Here is an 18,575-nt window from a genome sequence, read left to right as displayed (position 1 = left end):
CGTTTCGTCCGCAGATTACGCAGATTAGCGCAGATTAAAACCCAAAAAGCTTTTCTGTTTTTGCTTTTGAAAATCTGCGTGAATCTGCGTAATCTGCGGACAGAAGCCTTTAAGCCGTTACCCCTGCCGCAGCAGTTTCACGATCCCCGCCAGCACAGCCTCTACCTTTATGGTGTCGCGGCAGTGGGCATCCTTGTCGCAGCGGGTACGGAAGCACTTGGTGCAATGAATCGGGGACTGGATCACCACGTGATTCTCTCCGCGCGGCCCGCTCGCCTTGCCGTCACTCGCACGGTAGAACGATACGGTAGGCGTGCCGACGGCGGCTGCCAGATGAATCGGTCCGGTGTCCCCGCCGACTACCAGGTCGACCTTCTTCATGAGCGCCGTCAGCCCCTTCAGGGAGTAGCGCTCCAGCACCCGCGCTCCGCGGCCGATCCCGGTGGCGATCCTCGTCACCGCTTCCCGCTCCATCTCGTTTCCCCAGGAAAAGAGGATGGAGGACTGCGGGAACTCCCCCAGCACTTCCTTCCCGAGCTTTATCCAGCTCGCCTCGCTCCAGAACTTCGTCTGCCAGGTCGTGCCGTAGTGAAAGAGGAAGACGAGGCCGTCGGACATGGTCGCCAGAAGCGCCTCGGCGTTGCTGTCCTCCTCCGGCGAGGTCGCGATGGAGGAGGAGAGGGTCATCTCCCGGAAGTCCTTCGCAAAGGGGACGCTCACCACCCGCAGGTACTTTTCCGTGACGTGGTAGTCCTGGCGCCGGAGAGGGACCTGGCGCGTGGTGAAGAGGAGGTTGATCCTCTCCTGCAGGTCTTCCTTTGCAAAGCCGATACGGTCCACCTCGCCGGCGAGCCAGCAGATCAGCCCGCTCTTCAGGTTCCCCTGGATGTCGAAGACGAGGTCGTACTTGCGCTCCCGGAGCGTCTCCTTCAGGGCGGCGATCTCGGCGCGGGTCTCAGCGGCAAAGGGACGCTTGCGCCAGACCTTCGTGCGCACCGTATGCAGTTGGCTCAAGAGCGGGTTCCCCTCCAGGATCTGGCGGAAAGGCTCCTCGACCACCCAGTCGATCTCTATCCCGGCGCACGCCTGCTTCAGGAAATCGAGAACCGGGAGGGAGTTGATGATATCGCCCAGGGCGGAAGCTTTAACTATGAGAACGCGCATAAAAATCTCGAAAGACATCTGGTCCGCAGATTACGCAAAAAACATTTTCGTCCGCAGATTACGCAGATTCACGCAGATTTTAAAAACTAAAGACGAAAACTCTGCCTAAAGAACTCGGGGTAAAAACAAAACGAAAGTTTTGGGTTCTTTAATCTGCGTAAATCTGCGTAATCTGCGGATAAAGCTACTTGTTTCTAAGCTTCTCCGCCGCTGCGACGACATCGTCGGCGGTTACTGCGGTCATGCAGCGGTGATCGGTCGGGCACTCGCGCAGCAGGCACGGGGCACACTCGGTGTCTTTCCGCACCACGACGCTGTTGTCTGAAAAAGGATAGGTGGTGCGATGGTCGGTGGAGCCGAAGATCGCCACCAGCGGTGTGCCGAAGGCGGCGGCTATGTGCATCGGACCGGAGTCATTGGTGATGAAGAAGTTGCACCGCTTGATGAGGGGCAAAAGCTCCCGCACCTTCGTCTTTCCCGCCACGTTCAGACACGCTCCGCCGAGAGCTTTCTCGATGTCGGCGGCTATAGCCACCTCGCCGGGCCCGCCCAGGACTATCAGCTTTGCCTGCCACCTCTGCGCCAGTATCCCCGCTACCTCCGCAAAGCGCTCCGGATACCACCGCTTCGCAGAGCCGTAGGCGGCTCCGGGATTGATCCCGATAACGAAGTCGTCCGGCCCGATCCCCGCGCCCTTCAACAACTGGTCGGCCCGTCCCTTTTCCTCTTCGCTCACGCAAAGAAGCTGGCGTCTCTCCGTCCCCGTGATCCCGAATGCGCCGAGCATGGTGAGATAGTTGTCCACGTGGTGCAGGCTCTCCCCCAGCGGCCGGTGGTCAAAGCCGTGGGTCAGCAGAAAGCCGCGGCCGTCGCTCGTGTTCCCCATGCGGCGCGGGATCCCCGCAAGCCAGGCGACCAGCGCGGCGTCGAAGGCGTTCTGCAGCAGTATCGCCAGATCGAAGCGCTGCGCCCGCAGCTCCCGCGCGAGTTTCAGCTTCCCACCAAAACCGGCGTGGCGCCCCTTCTTGTCGTAGACGATGACTTCGTCCACCCAGTCGTGAGGAGAGAAAAGCTCGGCTATCAGGGGGTTGGCGAGAACGGCTATATGAGCATTTGGGAAGGTGTGGCGGATCGCTGCCAGAGCCGGAGTGTTCATGACCGCGTCCCCGATCCAGTTGGTGACGCGTACAACGATGCGGTTTATCTTCCCCTTGTCCAGGGTCTTGCCCATTCGTGAAACCTTCCTTCTTAGTTCGCGCCGCTGCCCCAACCCTGCTCTTGTCGATAGGCTCATCCCGGGAATTCCGGAGAAGCCGTAGTACGTTTCAACGAAGCGCCACACGACGCCTCGCGTTCCCCCCTTTGCGAAGGGGGGACAGGGGGGATTTGGCTATGGGCCGCCCGCGCAAAGTGCGCGAGCAGATGACAGGCGGTTAGCGGTAAAGCAATTTTCTGTATTACAGTTTGAACCCTGTGTCGTTGATCTTTAGACTGCCGCAGCACTGCGGTTCGACGGCCCAGATGTACTGTTAAACGGGCTGTGGTTCTGGAGGAGACTTGAAGATCAAATCCCCCCTGCCACCCCTTCGCAAAGGCTCATCCGAGAATTCCGGGGAAGCCGTAGTATGTTCCAATGAAGGGCCGCCCGAGGCCTTGCGTCCCCCCCTTTGCGAAGGGGGGACAGGGGGGATTTGGCTTGGCCAGTACCCTCCTGCAAAGTGCGCAACTGCTGTGGTCTCAAGCAATTTCTTTAACTCCAGTTTGCATGCAACTGGTGCGGTTCTATGTCGTTGATCTTTAGACTGCCGCAGCACTGCGGTTCGACGACCGAAATGTACTGTTAAACGAGCTGTAGTTCTGGAGGAGACTTGAAGATCAAATCCCCCCTGCCACTCCTTCGCAAAGGGGGGAACGTTAGGCCTTCTGCAGTGCTTCGTGGCAATGTACCGACGCTCCCCCCGGAATCCCGATGAACGGAGGGGAGGCGGCAAGACGTCGTATTCTGCCACAGAGCAACGCTGTATTAAAGCATTTTTTCCAATGTGTCCCGAAAATGGGCATCGTCGATGCATTCGATCTCGAGCTGCGCCGCGTAGCACGGCGCCAGTTCCTCCCGATAGGGAGCGAGCTTCACCGCATCCTTCTCGGTGGTTACGAGAATCGAGGCGCCGCTCTCCTCCTTCATCTTCCGGATAGCGGCAACCTCCCCTTCCCCGTACCGGGCATGATCGGGAAAGGCGAGGGTCGCGGCGGGGGTGATGCCGCTTCCCTGCAGGAGCTCGAAAAAGGCGTCGGGGTTGGCGATTCCGGAGAAGGCGGCCACTTTTTTCCCCCGTGCGGGCTCAAAGCCTTCCGCGACTTTTCCACCGAGCGGGACCATGCCACCGAGAGCATGGCGCGCCCAAAAGCTCGGCTTCCCGGGGAAGAGGTGCGGAGCCCCTCGCTGCGCCGCCCTGGTGTAGAGGACGAGATCCGCCCGCTGCGCAGCTCCCGCCGGCTCCCTCAGGAACCCTCCCGGCACGGTACAGCCGTTGGAGAAGGGGCGCGCGGCATCGAGAAGAAGAATGTTGAGGTCGCGTTTCAGCCGCAGGTGCTGAAAGCCGTCGTCCAGGATGAAGAGGTCGGGATTGAGCTTTTCCATGGCGAAGAGCCCCGCGCGGTAGCGGTCCCCCCCGATCACCACCATCAGCCCGGGAACCTTGCTCGCAAGGAGGTACGGCTCGTCCCCCGCCTCTGACGCGCCGAGAAAAATGCGGGAGCCGTCGGAGACAAGGGAGATCTTCCCCTTCGACGAGCCGCCGTACCCTCGGGAAAGGACGCAGACGCGCCGTCCCCGCTCCAGGAAGTGCCGCGCCACCTGCATCGTCACCGGCGTCTTCCCCGTTCCTCCGAGGACGATATTGCCGACGGAGATCACCGGCACCGGCAGCCGGTGGGAACGCAGGAGTCCGTGCTGGTAGGCTGCGGCGCGCAGGCGCAAAACCGCGGCGTACGGAAAGGAGGCTCCCTTCAGAAAGGCCAGAAGCGCCCGGGCCGCCAGCCCCGTCTCCTTTCCGCTCACCATATCCTGAAAAAATCTCTCCAGCTCAGCCATGCTTCCCCTGGTTTAAACGTGCACCGCTGCTGCGGGCGCCACACCGCCCTCTCATCGTTCAGCGACGAATGAAGCTTTCCACCACATCGAGGTGGCGCTCGGTGGCGCCCGCGTTGTCGATCAGCACCCTTCCCCCCGCCTCACCCATCTCCCTTCGCGTCCCGGGATCGTCGAGCAACTCCTCCAGCGCTTCCTTCAGCGCCGCGACATCCGGCACCTGCCTTGCCGCCTGGTACTTCAGGAAAAGGGCGGCGATCTCGCGGAAGTTCTCCATGTGCGGACCAAAGAGCACCGAAACGGAGCAGGAAGCGGGCTCCAGCGGGTTGTGCCCCCCGGTCGGCACGAGGCTCCCCCCCACGAAGACGAGATCGGATGCCTCATAGAGGGAAGCGAGTTCGCCGACCGTATCGAGCAGAAGCACCCCTCCCTCTCCCGGGAGCGCCGCGCCCTCCCCCAGCGCGCTGCGCAGCACGAAGGGGAGCCCGGCGCCGGAAAGAAGCTGCGCCACACCGGCCGCACGTTCCGGGTGGCGGGGAGCGAGGATCATGAAGCACTTCCTCCCCGTCTTCAGCGCACCCTGGTACGCCTCCACGACCTGCGCCTCTTCCCCCTCATGGGTGCTCGCGGCGGTGAAGACGATGCAGTCGGCAGGGATACCGTATTTCTCCTTCAGGGAGTTAACGCGCTCAGGATCTCTCGGATGCAGCGGCCTGTCGTACTTCAGATTCCCCGCGGCGCGTACCGCTTGGTTATTCGCGCCTATGGCAACGATGCGGGAGGCGTCGTCGGAGCTCTGCATGCACAGGGCGGAGAGCTGCTGCAGTACCGGGCGGAAGAACCAGGAAAACTTGAGGTAGCGGGAGAGGGAGCGGTCCGAGATGCGGCCGTTGGCGAGGACGACGGGGATCCCCATGGAGCGGGCGGCGCCGATGAAGTTCGGCCAGATCTCCGTCTCCATGATGATCACAACCGAGGGGTTCAGCGCTCCGAGGACGGAACGGACGGCAAAGGGGTAATCAAAGGGAAAGTAGATGCACAGATCGGCGAGCCCGCTTTTCAGCGCAACGCTGCGCCCGGTCTCGGTGACGTTGGAGAGGACGATTTTCTTCCCCGGAAAGCGCCGGCGCAGACCCTTGAGGAGGGGGATCGCCGCATTCGTCTCGCCGACGGAGACGGCGTGAACGAGGATGCACCCGCTCCCCTGCAGCGTTGCGAGGTCGGCGGGAGAAATCCTGCCGAAGCGCTCCAGCAGGGCACTGCGGCGCCCCCTGCTGAGGGAGCGGTAGCAGTGATAGGCCACCACCAGCGGCAGGGAGATAAAGAGCAAGAGGTTGTAGACAATAGAAATCATGGCTGCACCGCCGTCGCAAGGTAAGATCCACCGTTTCCCGCTACGTCCTCTTCCACCTCTTGTGGATCCAGTACCACTCCGCCGGATGCTCCACCACGTACCGCTCGATACAGGCGGTAAGGCGGGCGGTGTCGATGGAGCCGTCCGGGTCGTCGGTGGAGGGAACGATCTCCGGGTACGCCGTCACGACGTGGCGTCCCCCCTCCCGATGGATGAAGATCGGTATCATCGGCACCTTCGTCTTGCGCGCCAGAAGGGGGAGGAGGTTCGTGGTCCAGGCGGGCCGGCCGAGAAAGTCCACAAGCACGCCGTCGTTCGGGTGCACCGCCTGGTCGATGAGGAGCCCCACTATCCCGTTTTTCCTGAAGCTCGCGTACATGGCGCGCAGCGCCCCTTCCCGGTAGATGAGGGCGTTGCCGTACCCGTGACGGATCCTCTCCAGCACCGCGTTGAGATAGGGGTTGTCCTGCTCTCGCGCCACAACAGACAGGCTCTCGTAGCGCGCCCCGAAGGAGAGGGCCATGAGCTCCCAGTTGCCGCAGTGCCCCGTGACGAAGGCAATCCCCTTGCCGCGGGCCTTTGCCTGCTCGAAATGCTCGATGCCGCGGAATTCCACTGCGTCGATGAGAGACTTGCCGCGGCCGTGGTAAATCTTGCAGTCTTCGACGACGGAGCGACCGAGGTTCTCGAAAACGGCCCGTGCGATATCGAGGGGGGTGCCCCCACCCCACCCGGGCTGGAGACGCAGATAGGGGAGGGACTCCTCGATGTTGGCGACCGCTATCTCCCTGCGGCGGCGCAGCAGGAGAAAGAAGAGCCGCCCCAGCCGGGTTCCGGCTGCCAGAGCGGCTCTGTCCGGGAGGAGGGCCACTGCAAAGGAGACTGCCAGAAAGCCCCACGTCTCCAGATGCCAGCGCAGCTTTTTGAGCACGTGCCTCTCCTCGTCCTACGCGGCGCCGGCCGCCGCGATCGCCAGATCCCTGAACTGCATGCCGTGCAGCTTGCTGTACACACCACCGGCCCCCAGGAGCGCCGCGTGAGTCCCGCTCTCAACGATCTCCCCCTTCTCCAGGACGACGATGCGGTCGGCATGGGTGATGGTGGAGAGGCGGTGGGCGATGACAAAGGTGGTGCGGTTCTGCATCAGGTTGTTCAGCGCTCGCTGCACCATCTGCTCGCTCTCGGTGTCCAGTGCGCTCGTCGCCTCGTCGAGGATGAGGATCGGCGCGTCTTTCAGGATGGCTCTCGCGATGCAGATCCTCTGGCGCTGGCCGCCGGAGAGGCGCACGCCGCGGTCACCGATCCCCGTCTGGTACCCCTCGGGGAGGTCCTTGATGAAGTCGTGCGCGTAGGCCGCGCGCGCCGCGCGCTCCACCTCGGCATCGGTGGCGTCGGTCTTTCCGTAGCGGATGTTGTTAGCGATGGTGTCGTTGAAGAGGATCGTTTCCTGGTCCACCAGCGCGATCTGGTTCATGAGGCTCTTCAGAGTCACCGTGCGGATATCCTTGCCGTCGATGAGGACCGCACCCTCGGTCGGGTCGTAGAAGCGGCTGATGAGCGATACCAGGGTCGTCTTCCCGCCGCCGGACGGTCCCACCAGAGCCACGACCTCACCTTTGTGCGCGGAGAGGTTCACATTGCGCAGCACGTAGTCGTCCTCGTAGCGGAAGGTGACGTCTTTGAGCTCCACCTCTCCCGATACCCGCGGCAGCTCCACAGCCCCCGGCATGTCTACGATCTCCGGCTGCTCGTCGATGATCTCGAAGACCCGCTCCGCCGCGCCGACGGAGCGCTGCAGGATGTTGTAGGAGTTGATGAGCCTCTTTATCGGGGTGTACACCAGCACCATCGCGGCGATGAAGGAGAATAGCTCCGACGGGGACATGTGCCCTTTCATGACGCTCATCCCGCCGACCCAGATGACGGCGGCGATGCCAAGCGAGGTGATGAGCTCCATGATCGGTGTGGAGATCCCGTCGTACTTGATGCTCTTGCGGATGTAGAAGTAGAACTCGCGATTGGTCCGGAAGAACTTTTCCACCTCCCGGTCCTCCAGCCCGAAGGCCTTGATGACCTTGATCCCCGAGAAGCTCTCCTGCAGGATCGAGGTGATGTCCCCCATCTTCCCCTGCCCCATCTTGGAGAGGCTCTTGATCTTCTTGCCGATCCTCTGCGCCGGGTACACGGTCAGGGGGATCACCACGAAGGTGATGAAGGCGAGCTTCCAGTTGCGGTAGAAGATGACGCTCAAAAGGGAGACCGCCGAGAAGCCGTCACGGAAGAGCCCGGTGATGATGTTCGCCACCCCTTCCTGCATGATGGTGACGTCGTTGGTGATGCGGGACATGAGGACGCCGGTGGTGCTGCGGCCGAAGAAACCGAGCCCGAGCCGCATGTTGCGCTGGTAGATATCGTTTCTGACGTCCTGCACCGCGAGCTGCCCGGCGGTGCGGATAAAGTAGTCGTTGGTGAAGCGGCATATCCCCTTCACCAGGAAGAGCCCGATGATCCCCAGCGGCAAAAGGGTGAAGATCAGCATGTCCTTTCCGGAAAAGATCTTCTTGAGGACCGGTTCCACGAGGTAGGCGAAGGCGCCGTCCATGGAGCCGACCGCTATCGACGCGAACGCCGCGATCATGATCCGCCACCAGTAGGGGCGGCTGTATTTGAGCAAACGCTTGAATTCGTTCATCTAGTCTTTCATCTCCAGGGCGAGTTCCGCCAGGCGTGAGAGCGCGCCGCCGCTCCCCAGCTTCTCCCGCACGGTGGCAAGCCCCGCGCGGATCTTCTCTGCATAAGCCTCATCTTTGATGATCTTCTCTATCTCCGCGCTGATCGCCGCAGGCTCCGCGTCGTGCTGGATCAGCTCCTTCACGACCCGCTCCCCCGCCACGATGTTGCAGATGCCGATGTGGTCCACCTTGATCACCCTCTTCCCGATTTCATAGGTCAGAGGGGAGACCTTGTAGATGATTACCATCGGCGTGCCGATGAGGGCAAGTTCCATCGTCACAGTTCCGGAAACAGAGATCACCGCGTCGCAGGCGGACATGACGTCGTGGTTGCGCCCGGGGACGACCTTTATCTCCAGCGGGAAGGGGTCGAGGTACGGCGCCAGGTGCTCGGGGCGAAGCGAAGAGGCGAGAGGCAGGACGAACTGCACCTCGGGGATCTTCTCCCTGATGAGACGCGCCGACTCGAGGATCGCGGGAAGAAGCATCTCGATCTCGCTCCTGCGGCTGCCGGGGAAAAGCCCCACCGTCGGCTTCCCCCTCTCGAGCCCGAGAGAGGCGACCGCGTCCTCGCGGGAGAGGGTGCGGTGCACCATGTCCACCAGCGGGTGCCCGACGAAGCTCACCGGGATCGATTCCCTCTCGTAGTAGGGGACCTCGAAAGGAAAAAGGACCGCCATCCGGTCCACGACCTTGCCGATCCCTTTGACGCGCCCGCTTCTCCAGGCCCACACCTGGGGGCTCACGAAGTAGAGGACCTTCACCCCCGCCCTTTTCGCCACCTTCGCGAGGCGCAGGTTGAAGTCGGGGTAGTCGATGAGGACGAGAAGCCGGGGCGGATCCTTCTCGAGCCTGCGCTGCAGGAGCTTGAAGCCGCGGTAGATGACCGGGAAGTGCGCCAGCACCTCCACGAGCCCCATGACCGCCATGGTGTTGGCGTCGACGAGGGTCTCCACGCCGGCCTCGCGCATCCGGTCCCCCCCCATCCCGCAGATGGCGGTGCCGGGAGCGGCGTCGAGGATGCGGGTGGCGAGTTCCGCGCCGTACATGTCCCCGGAGGCCTCTCCGGCGACGATCATCACTGATGCTGACTTCCTTTGCAACAGGCCTCCGAAATGGCCGCCACAGCCTGCGCCGGCACTCCCCTTCCCGCGCGCTCCCCGGAAGGGAAGTCGGGGGACCGGGGAGGGGGGGACGGGGTTGCGGACGGCTTCACCCACCCGCCGCGCCTCCCCTCGAAGGGGGGGCAGGGCGAGCCTCAACTCCTCGCAAGGGAGAGGCAGGGTGGGATGGGGTGGAGGAGGGGTCCGCCTAGCGGCAGATCCCCCTCTTGGAGCTTTCGATGAAGGAGATGAAGTGGACGACCTCGGGGGATTGGGGGACTTCGGTCTTGATGCGCTCCACCGCTTCGGCGAGCTTCAGCCCGGAGAGCGACAGGATCTTGTACGCCTTCTTCAACTCGGAAATGGTCTCGTCGCTGAAGCCGCGCCGCTTCAGCCCGACCAGGTTGAGGCCGCGCAGGCGCGCTTCCCTGCGGTCGCCGGTGACGATGGTGTACGGCGGTACGTCGAGGGTGATGGAGGTGGCGCCGCCGATCATGACGTGCGCGCCGATCCTCGTGAACTGGAGGATCGCGCAGAGCCCGCCGAGGATGGCGTGATCCTCCACGGTGACGTGTCCGGCAAGGGTGGCTGCATTGGCCATCACCACGCCGTTTCCGATGTGGCAGTCGTGAGCGACATGGGAGTAGGCCATGAAGAGGTTGCCGTCGCCGACGGTCGTCTCGCCGTCGCCGGTGACCGTGCCGAGATGCAGGCTGGCAAACTCCCTGATGGTGTTGCCGTTGCCGATCTTCAGGTAGGTCTCCTCCCCCTGGTACTTCAGGTCCTGCGGGACGGCTCCCACGGAAGCCATATGGAAGATGGTATTGTTCTCCCCGATCTCGGTCCAGCCGTCGATGACCGCATGGGGACCGATCTTCGTCCCCCTGCCGATCTTCACGTGCGGGCCTATGACCGCATACGGGCCGATCTCGACTCCGTCCGCGACCTGGGCACCGGGGTTGATGATTGCGGTGCTGTGAATCATATTTTCTCCAGAAGCAGCCTCACGGCGAAGGTTTCTTCCCTTCCCGGCAAAGGCTGATCTTTTTGTGCAGGTGGTGCGGCGACGGAGGTTATTCTCCCGCCTCCGGCCCCCCTACTTGTCCGCCAACGTCGCCTTCAGCTCGGCTTCGGTGACGAGGGTCTCTCCGACGTACGTCTTTCCTGCGACACTCCAGATGCCGCGCTTGTGGAAGATCGTCTCCACCACGATGCGCAGCTGGTCACCCGGCTTCACCGGCTTGCGGAAGCGGGCGTTCTCGATGGCCATGAAGTAGCTCACCTTGTTGTTCGCCTCTTCCCCGGAGGCGAGGTACGCCATGATCGCCGCTACCTGGGCCATCGCCTCAATGATCAGGACCCCCGGCATGACCGGGTGCCCGGGGAAGTGCCCCTGAAAAAAGGGCTCGTTTATGGTCACATTCTTCAGCGCGACAATCCTCTTGCCGTCCTCCACCTCGAGAACCCTGTCCACCAGCAGGAAGGGATAGCGGTGAGGGAGTATGCGCGCGATTTCGGTTACGTCCAGCATGCAGGCCTCCTGTATAAAAATACAATCAAATCTTCAATGGCGATGTGGCGCCGGGGCCGTGGAGCTGCGCCCCTACCCCTTCTCCGCGAGCTTCGCCTCGAGCTCCTGCACCCTCTTCTCCAGCGCCCCGAGGGTCTTGCGGTACTCCGGCAGCTTCGGGAAGATCCCGGAGGCCTTCAGCCACTCGCGGTGCGGGATGGCGGGGCTGCCGCTCACCACCTGGTTCGCCGGGACATTCCCCGGGACGCCGGACTGCGCGCCGACCATGGTGTTGTCGCCGACCTGGATGTGGCCGGCAAGGCCGACCTGGCCGCCGAGGACGACGTGGTTGCCGAGCTTCGTGCTCCCGGAGATCCCGACCTGGGAGACGATCATGCAGTTCTCACCGGTGATGACGTTGTGGGCGATCTGCACGAGGTTGTCGAGCTTCGTGCCGCGGCCGATGCGGGTCACCTCCAGGGCGGCGCGGTCGATGGTGCAGTTTGCGCCGATCTCCACGTCGTCCTCCACCACGACGATCCCGATCTGGGGAATCTTGTACCAGGAGGGGCCGTCCGGCGCGTAGCCGAAGCCGTCGCTGCCGATGACCGTGCCGTTGTGGATGGTGACCCGGTTGCCGATGCGGCACCCTTCCCTGACGCTGACGTTGGAGTGCAGCGTGACGTCGTCGCCGATCCGCACACCGGGGTAGAGTGCCACCCCCGGGTAGAGCGTCACCCGCGCGCCGAGGACGACTCCGGCTGCCACGCTGGCCCCGGGATAGACGGTGACCCCTTCGCCGCAGGTGACCCCTTCGGCCACGAAGGCCCCGGGCATCACGCCGCGCGGCTCGGCGGGGCGGACGTAAAAGAGGGTGAGGAGTTTCGCGAAGGCGAGGTACGGGTTTGCCACAGTCACGGCGTTGCGGCCGCAGTTATCCGCTCCGGGGGGGAGGATGACCGCGGAGGCGCGGGTCGTCGCCACCTTGCTGGCGTACTTCGGGTTCGCGAGGAAGGTGACCTGCCCTTCCCCTGCGTCGTCGAGGGTCGCGAGCCCTGCAATGAGGGTTTCGGGGTCACCGGTGACGGTCCCCCCCAGGTACTCCGCTATCTCTTTCAACGTCTTTTGCATCATGCCTCACCTCACAGCGTGGTTGAAAATGCCCTCACTACCTCTTCGGGCGGATCCGACGGTCTTACTTCTTGCGCGCCGCGTTGAAAGCCTTCAGCACCTCGTCGGTGACGTCCGCCTTCTCGTCGAGGTACACCATCATCTCGTTCTTCACGAAGATGGCGGTGTAGCCGTTCCTGCGGCCGTACTCCTGGGTGATCTTCACGATCTCTTCCACCAGCTTCCCGGTGAACTCGTCGTTTTTCGCCTGCAGCTCTTCCTGCGCGTCCTTCAGGAAACGCTGGTACTCTTTCAGGCGCTGCTGGTAATCCCTTTCCTTGTTGGCGCGGGCGCTCTCGGAAAGGACGCTCCCCTGCTTCTCCAGCTCGGCCTTCAGCTTCTTGAGCTCCTCTTCCTTGGCACCCTTGTCCGCCTCCAGCTTCCCGGCGCGGGCGCTCAGCTGGTCCTTTGCTTCCTTCCCGGCGTCGGAGGAAAGGAGTACCTTCTGCACGTCCACGGACCCGAACTTCGAGCCGTCAGCCGCAACTGCAGCGAACGGGAGAGAGAGTAGGAGGAATGCCGCGATGATGAATCTTTTCATGATCTGCTCCTTTAACCTGCCTTATTAGAAGAAGTTTCCGATGGAGAATTCCAGCCGCCCGGAGGTCTTGTCGATCCCGGGGCGCGGGTTGATGGGAATGCCGTACTCGAGGCGCAGCGGACCGACCGGGGAGAACCAGCGGATGCCGAAGCCGTAGCTCATGAGGAACTTGGAGAACACAGCGTTGATGGTGTTGTCCGCGTTGCCGGCGTCCATGAAGACGACCCCCTTCAGGTTCGCCTCCTTCAGAAGAGGGAACTGCCACTCCAGGTTCACCACCGCCTCGGCATTGGCGCCGAGGTACACCTTCGTGTCGCTGACCCTGTTCCTCGCGTCAACGTCCTCGCCAGGGACGCCGCCGGGGCGGACAGGACAGACCGTTCTCGACTCGTAGCCGCGCAGGGTGCTGATGCCGCCGAGGTAGAAGCGCTCGTCGATCGGCACGTCCTTCCCGATCCCCTGGATGTAGCCGAGGCTCGTCTTGATAGAGCCAACGGTGCCAAAACCGACGGGGAAGAAGAGGGTGTTGTCGGTCACATAGCGCGCAAAGCGGCTGGAGCCGCCAAGCCCCGCGACCTCGATGTTCAGGCTGTTCACCCACCCGCGCGAGGGATCGACATGGTAGTCGGTCGTGTTGCTGGTGAGACTCGCCGTGATGGAGCTCGTGCTGCCGGAGGTCTCGAACTGCTCGATGACGCCACGGGTGATGTTGTCCTGAAGCGGCTGCGAGAGGTCGAAGATGTCCTTCTTCTCGTACTTGTACATCCAGAAGGTGCTCAGGGTATCGCTCAGCGGGTACCCCGCCTTGATGTCGGCACCGGTGGCACGCCGGGTGTAGTCGAGGTAGTCGCGCTCGGTGCGGTAGATGTCGCCGCCGAGGGTCCACTTCGTATCGAGGAAGTACGGGTCGGTAAGCCCCACGTTGTACGTCTGGGACTTCGAGCCGATGGAGCCGGCGAGTGTAGCCTTCAGCCCGAGGCCGAGGAAGTTCGCCTGGGAGACGGAGCCCTGGCCGATGAGGCCGTCGAGCGAGCTGTACCCCGCGCCGATGCTGAAGGTGCCGGTGGCCTTCTCCTTCACGTCCACGTTCAGGTCGAGCTTGTTGTCCGCGCTGCCGCGGGCGTTGGCGATGTTCGCCTCCTCGAAGAATCCGAGGTTCATGAGGCTCTGCTTGCTGCGCTTCAGGGCGCTGGAGCTGTACAGGTCCCCTTCGGCAAGCTTCATCTCGCGACGGACTACCTTGTCGCGGGTCTTGCTGTTGCCGGTGACGTTGATCCGGTCGATGTACACTTTCTCACCCTTCTCCATCTCGAAGGTGATGTCGATGGTGTGCTTCTCCGGGTTCAGCTTCGTCGCGGGGGAGACGTTGGCGAAGGCGAACCCCTTGTCGGCATAGACGTCGGTAAGGGCGAAGATGTCGGTGCGGAGGTTGGCGCGGCTGAAGACTTGCCCGGGCTTTTCGGTGACGACTTTTTCCAGTTCTTTCCGGTCGGTGACGTCGCCGCCGAAATCGATGGCACCGATCCGGTACCGCTCACCCTCGGTGATGCCGATGGTGACCTTGAGCCCGCTCTTGTCCGGGAGGAGTTCCACCTTCGGCTCCCCGACCTTCACGTTCACGAAGCCGTTGTTGAGGTACAGGTCGGAGATCAGCGCGGCGTCGTTTTTCAGCTGCTCCTCTTTGTAGGTGCCGGCGCTGGTGAGCCAGGAGAGGAACCACTTCTCCGAGGTCTCCATCGTCTTTTTGAGCTTCTTTGCCGGAAAGGCCTTGTTACCCTCGAATTCGATCTTCGTGATGAGGATCTTCTGCCCTTCCGTGATCTTGAAGACGAGGTCGAGCTCCGTTTCGGAGCGCTTCTCCTGCACGGCGTTTATCTCGGCGAGGTAGTACCCCTCGTCCATGTACAGCTTCTTCACCTTCTGGATGCTCTTGGTGAGATCCTTCTGGCTGAAGATGGTGTTGGCCTTTATCTCCAGGGCGTCGCGCACCTTCTCGGTGCTGAGCTCCTTCGCCCCCTCGATGCGGATGCCGCGCACGACCGGTTTTTCCTGCACGACGTAGTTCAGCGTCACCCCTGCGTCGCTGCGGTCGACCTCCGCCTTCACGTCTCGGAAGTGCCCGAGGCGATAGATGGCGCGGATGTCGGCGTCAACCGTCTCCACGTCGAGCTGGTCACCCGCCTTCTCGCGCACCACCTGCAGGATTGCCGCAGCCTCGATACGCCTGTTGCCGGTCACCTTCACCGCCGTGATCTTTTCGTTTTCGGCCATGGCGCGCGAGGAGAGGCCGACGAGCTGCATGAACACCACTGCTGATAAAATTTTGCGCCGCAAGATTCCCCCGAAAAATGTCACATGTTAATGCAGAAAAACGGTCCCTTCTACTGCGTGTAGATCTTCGGCTCGATCTTGCCGTCGACGATCTGGACGATCCGTCCCATCCCGGCGGCGAGCTTGTCGTTGTGCGTCACGATCACCAGCGCGACGCCGGTGCGCTTCTGGATACCGTCCAGAAGGTCGTGGATCTCCTCGCTCGTCCTCATGTCCAGGTTTCCAGTCGGCTCGTCCGCGAGAAGAATCCGCGGCCCGTGCACCAGGGCGCGCGCGATCGCCACGCGCTGCTGCTCCCCGCCGGAGAGCTCCCCCGGGCGGTGCGTGACGCGGTGGGCGAGACCGACGTCGGCGAGAATCTCCCTCGCCTGCCCCTCGATCGCCCCCCTCTTTTGCCCCGCGATCAAAAGGGGCATCATCACGTTCTCCAGCGCCGAGAACTCCGGCAGGAGATGGTGAAACTGGAAAACAAAGCCGATCGACTTGTTGCGGAAGGTGGCAAGGGGCTGGTCCCCGAGCGCGAAGATGTCTTCGCCGTCGAAGAGGACCTCGCCGGTGGTCGGCCTGTCGATCGTCCCCATGACGTGGAGAAGGGTGCTCTTCCCTGCGCCGGAGGGGCCGACGAGGGCGATGGTCTCCCCTGCATCCACAGTCAGGTCGATCCCCTTCAGGACCTCCACCTTGGCGACCCCGTTGCCGTAGCTCTTGAAAAGCCCCTTTACCTCCAGAAGCCTACTCATAGCGCAGCGCCTCCGCGGGGAGCATGCGCGAGGCGGCCCAGGCAGGGTACAGCGTCGCGGCAAAGGAGATAAGGACCGCCGTCACGCTGATCAAAAGCACGTCGGAGGGGACCACGAGGGAGGGGAAGCGGTCCAGGTAGTAGATGTCCTTGCTGAAGAGCTCGAACCCGGTCACCAGTTTCACGAAGTCGACGATCGGCTCCAGGTTGAGGGCCACCACGAGCCCGCCGAGCACGCCGATGACGGTCCCTACCACCCCGATGATGACCCCCTCGAAGACGAAGATGCGCATGATGGAGCGGTTGGTGGCCCCCATCGACTTCAGGATGGCGATATCCCGCGTCTTCTCCATGACCACCATGAAGAGGGTGGAGGCGATCCCGAAGGCGGCGACCAGCACGATGAGGGTGAGGATGATGAACATGACGCTCTTCTCCGTCTTCAGGGCGAAGAGGATGTTCTTGTTCATCTGCATCCAGTCGCGGGCGTGGTACGGCAGCCCGAGCGTCTCGTTCACCTTCTCAGCAAGTTCCCCCGTGTGATAGATGTTCCGCACCTTCAGCTGGATCCCGGTGACCTCGTCGTCTATCCCCAGGAACTCCTGTGCCTCCTTCAGGGAGACGTAGGCGAGCGTGGAATCGTACTCGAACATCCCGGTGTTGAAGACCCCGACGATCTGGAAGCGGCGCAGCTTCGGCATCATGCCGAGCGGGGTGATATTCCCCAGCGGGGAAATGACGTCCACCTTGTCCCCGAGGTAGAGCCCGAGGTTCTTCGCGAGCTCCTTCCCGATAACGAGCCCCGGTTGCTCCGGGGTCGCCTTCTCCAGCGCGGAGAGACTCCCTTCCCGCATCGACTTGTGCAGGTTCGTGACCTGCTCGTCGCTCTTCACGTCGATCCCGCGCAGGACGACGCCGGAGACGTTCTTCCCGGAAGAGATCATGACCTGGTTGTAGATGAAGGGGGTGACGGCGACGACGCCGTCGATCTTTTGCACCTTCTCCATGACCGTGCGGTAGTCGCGCATCGGCCCCGCGGCGTTCAGGACGACGATGTGTGCGTTCGTCCCCAGGATCTTTTCCTTCAGGTCCTCCTCAAAGCCGGTCATCACCGCGAGGACGATGATGAGCGCCATAACCCCCAATGCTACGCCGGCCACCGATATGAGGGTGATCAGCGAGATAAAGGTCGACTTGCGCTTTGCCTTCAGGTAGCGCAGTCCTATGAGGAGCTCGAAGGGCATCTACTTCGCCTCTTTTCTCAGCTGGGGGAAGAGGATGACGTCGCGGATCGAGGGGGAGTCGGTCAGGAGCATGACCAGCCGGTCGATGCCGATACCTTCGCCTGCGGTCGGGGGGAGCCCGTACTCCAGGGCGCGGATGTAGTCCTCGTCCATGTAGTGCGCCTCCTCGTCACCCTTTGCCTTCGCGGCGACCTGGGCGAGGAAGCGCTCCTTCTGGTCGCGGGGGTCGTTGAGCTCGGAGAACGCGTTCGCCATCTCGCGACCGGCGCAGAAGAACTCGAAGCGGTCGACATAGTCGGGATCGTGGTCGTTCTTGCGCGAGAGGGGGGAGACCTCGGTGGGGTACTCGGTGATGAAGGTCGGCTGGATCAGCTTCGTCTCGGCGACTTCCTCGAAAATCTCGGTGATGAGGCGGCCGTAGCCGACGTCGTCGGAGAGCTCGAGGCCGAGCCGGTGCGCGTATGCCAGCGCCAGGTCGCGGTCGTCGAGGCTCTTCGCGTCGATCTCGCCGTACTTGAGGATCGCCTCCTTCACGGTGAGACGCTGCCAGGGGCGCTGGAAGGAGATCGCCTCACCCTGATAGGTGAAGTCGAGCGTCCCCAGTACCTCCTGGGCCACGTGGCACAGCAGCTCCTCGGTGAAGTCCATCAGGTCCTCGAATGTCGCGTACGCCTGGTAGAACTCCATCATGGTGAACTCGGGGTTGTGGCGCACCGAGATCCCTTCGTTTCTGAAGTTCCTGTTGATCTCGAAGACGCGGTCCAGCCCGCCTACCACCAGGCGCTTCAGATAGAGCTCCGGTGCTATGCGCAGGAAGAGGTCCATGTCCAGCGCGTTGTGGTGGGTGATGAACGGCTTTGCCGTGGCGCCGCCGGGGATCGGCTGCATCATCGGGGTCTCCACCTCGAGGAAGTCCTTCGAGGTCATGAACTCGCGGATGAGGGAGACGATGCGGGAGCGCTTGAAAAAGGTCTCGCGCACCTCGGGGCTCACGATCAGGTCGACGTAGCGCTGGCGGTAGCGGGTCTCCACGTCGGTAAGCCCGTGGAACTTCTCCGGAAGCGGCAGGAGCGACTTCGTGAGGAGGCGCACCTCGGTCACGTTCAGGGAGAGCTCGCCGGTCTTCGTGCGGAAGGGGTGCCCGACGGCGCCGATGATGTCGCCGATGTCGTAGTCCTCAAAGGCTGCGAAGAGCTCCTCCCCCAGCACGTCCTTTTTCATGTACAGCTGCAGGCGCCCCTTGCGGTCCTGCAACTGGACGAAGGCGGCCTTGCCGAAAGAACGACGCGCCAGGATGCGCCCTGCCACCACAAAGCTCTGCGGGTTCTCCTCGATCGTCTCCACGTCGCCGTAGGCGGCGCGCACGTCGGCGGAGGTGTGCTGGGGGCGGAAATCGTTGGGGTACGGGTTGATCCCCGCCTCCCACAGTGCATCCACCTTGCGTCTTCTCTGCAGCAATAGCTCGCTTAACTCTTCCATCCTGTGCTCATCCTTTCTGTCCCTGCCGGGCTTTTCAACAATCCGTCAAATTAGCCCAACTGCTTGCGCCAAGTCAAGGAAAAAGGGGGGCTCGCGCCCCCCTGTAAACCGCCGCCA

The 18,575-nt window shown here is 62.6% G+C and carries 15 protein-coding genes; all 15 read right to left on the bottom strand.

The features are described from left to right. Positions 1–117 precede the first annotated feature (117 nt). Positions 118–1,164, bottom strand: coding sequence for a lipopolysaccharide heptosyltransferase I (gene waaC / locus LPW11_RS12035; RefSeq protein WP_230994130.1), 1,047 nt, complete (start codon positions 1,162–1,164; stop codon positions 118–120). Between the two features lie 184 nt (positions 1,165–1,348). Further along, positions 1,349–2,395 carry a lipopolysaccharide heptosyltransferase II gene (gene waaF / locus LPW11_RS12030; protein ID WP_230994129.1) on the bottom strand — a complete coding sequence of 349 codons (1,047 nt, stop codon included), beginning with the start codon at positions 2,393–2,395 and terminating at the stop codon, positions 1,349–1,351. A 792-nt stretch (positions 2,396–3,187) separates the two neighbouring features. After that, positions 3,188–4,258, bottom strand: coding sequence for a tetraacyldisaccharide 4'-kinase (lpxK, locus tag LPW11_RS12025; protein ID WP_230994128.1), 1,071 nt, complete (start codon positions 4,256–4,258; stop codon positions 3,188–3,190). 58 nt (positions 4,259–4,316) lie between these two features. After that, positions 4,317–5,609 (bottom strand): 3-deoxy-D-manno-octulosonic acid transferase, encoded by a 1,293-nt coding sequence (locus LPW11_RS12020; protein ID WP_230994127.1) that lies wholly within the window; start codon positions 5,607–5,609, stop codon positions 4,317–4,319. Between the two features lie 40 nt (positions 5,610–5,649). Beyond that, positions 5,650–6,540, bottom strand: a complete 891-nt coding sequence (locus tag LPW11_RS12015; RefSeq protein WP_230994126.1) for a lysophospholipid acyltransferase family protein — start codon at positions 6,538–6,540, stop codon at positions 5,650–5,652. A 15-nt stretch (positions 6,541–6,555) separates the two neighbouring features. Continuing rightward, positions 6,556–8,301, bottom strand: coding sequence for a lipid A export permease/ATP-binding protein MsbA (gene msbA, locus LPW11_RS12010; RefSeq protein WP_230994125.1), 1,746 nt, complete (start codon positions 8,299–8,301; stop codon positions 6,556–6,558). Next, positions 8,302–9,447 carry a lipid-A-disaccharide synthase gene (gene lpxB / locus LPW11_RS12005; protein WP_442899823.1) on the bottom strand — a complete coding sequence of 382 codons (1,146 nt, stop codon included), beginning with the start codon at positions 9,445–9,447 and terminating at the stop codon, positions 8,302–8,304. A gap of 205 nt (positions 9,448–9,652) precedes the next feature. Further along, the gene (gene lpxA, locus LPW11_RS12000) at positions 9,653–10,429 is read right to left on the bottom strand and encodes an acyl-ACP--UDP-N-acetylglucosamine O-acyltransferase (protein ID WP_230994124.1); all 777 of its coding nucleotides are present in this window, start codon (positions 10,427–10,429) and stop codon (positions 9,653–9,655) included. A 111-nt stretch (positions 10,430–10,540) separates the two neighbouring features. Next, complete coding sequence (fabZ, locus tag LPW11_RS11995; RefSeq protein WP_230994123.1) at positions 10,541–10,975, bottom strand: 3-hydroxyacyl-ACP dehydratase FabZ; 435 nt, start codon at positions 10,973–10,975, stop codon at positions 10,541–10,543. Between the two features lie 72 nt (positions 10,976–11,047). Continuing rightward, positions 11,048–12,085, bottom strand: a complete 1,038-nt coding sequence (gene lpxD / locus LPW11_RS11990) for a UDP-3-O-(3-hydroxymyristoyl)glucosamine N-acyltransferase (protein ID WP_230994122.1) — start codon at positions 12,083–12,085, stop codon at positions 11,048–11,050. A 64-nt stretch (positions 12,086–12,149) separates the two neighbouring features. Further along, a complete protein-coding gene (locus LPW11_RS11985) occupies positions 12,150–12,665 on the bottom strand; it encodes an OmpH family outer membrane protein (RefSeq protein ID WP_230994121.1) in 516 nt (171 codons plus the stop codon). A gap of 24 nt (positions 12,666–12,689) precedes the next feature. Beyond that, positions 12,690–14,966: an outer membrane protein assembly factor BamA gene (gene bamA / locus LPW11_RS11980; RefSeq protein WP_230994120.1), complete on the bottom strand. Its 2,277-nt coding sequence runs from the start codon at positions 14,964–14,966 to the stop codon at positions 12,690–12,692. 80 nt (positions 14,967–15,046) lie between these two features. Further along, the gene (locus LPW11_RS11975) at positions 15,047–15,736 is read right to left on the bottom strand and encodes an ABC transporter ATP-binding protein (RefSeq protein ID WP_230994119.1); all 690 of its coding nucleotides are present in this window, start codon (positions 15,734–15,736) and stop codon (positions 15,047–15,049) included. Next, positions 15,729–16,979 carry a lipoprotein-releasing ABC transporter permease subunit gene (locus tag LPW11_RS11970; protein WP_230994118.1) on the bottom strand — a complete coding sequence of 417 codons (1,251 nt, stop codon included), beginning with the start codon at positions 16,977–16,979 and terminating at the stop codon, positions 15,729–15,731. The genes LPW11_RS11975 and LPW11_RS11970 overlap by 8 nt, the downstream gene beginning before the upstream one ends. Continuing rightward, the gene (gene lysS / locus LPW11_RS11965; protein WP_230994117.1) at positions 16,980–18,458 is read right to left on the bottom strand and encodes a lysine--tRNA ligase; all 1,479 of its coding nucleotides are present in this window, start codon (positions 18,456–18,458) and stop codon (positions 16,980–16,982) included. Positions 18,459–18,575 lie beyond the last annotated feature (117 nt).

The sequence above is a fragment of the Geomonas sp. RF6 genome (assembly GCF_021044625.1).
Lineage (GTDB): Bacteria > Desulfobacterota > Desulfuromonadia > Geobacterales > Geobacteraceae > RF6.
This window is presented reverse-complemented; position numbering and strand designations above follow the sequence as displayed.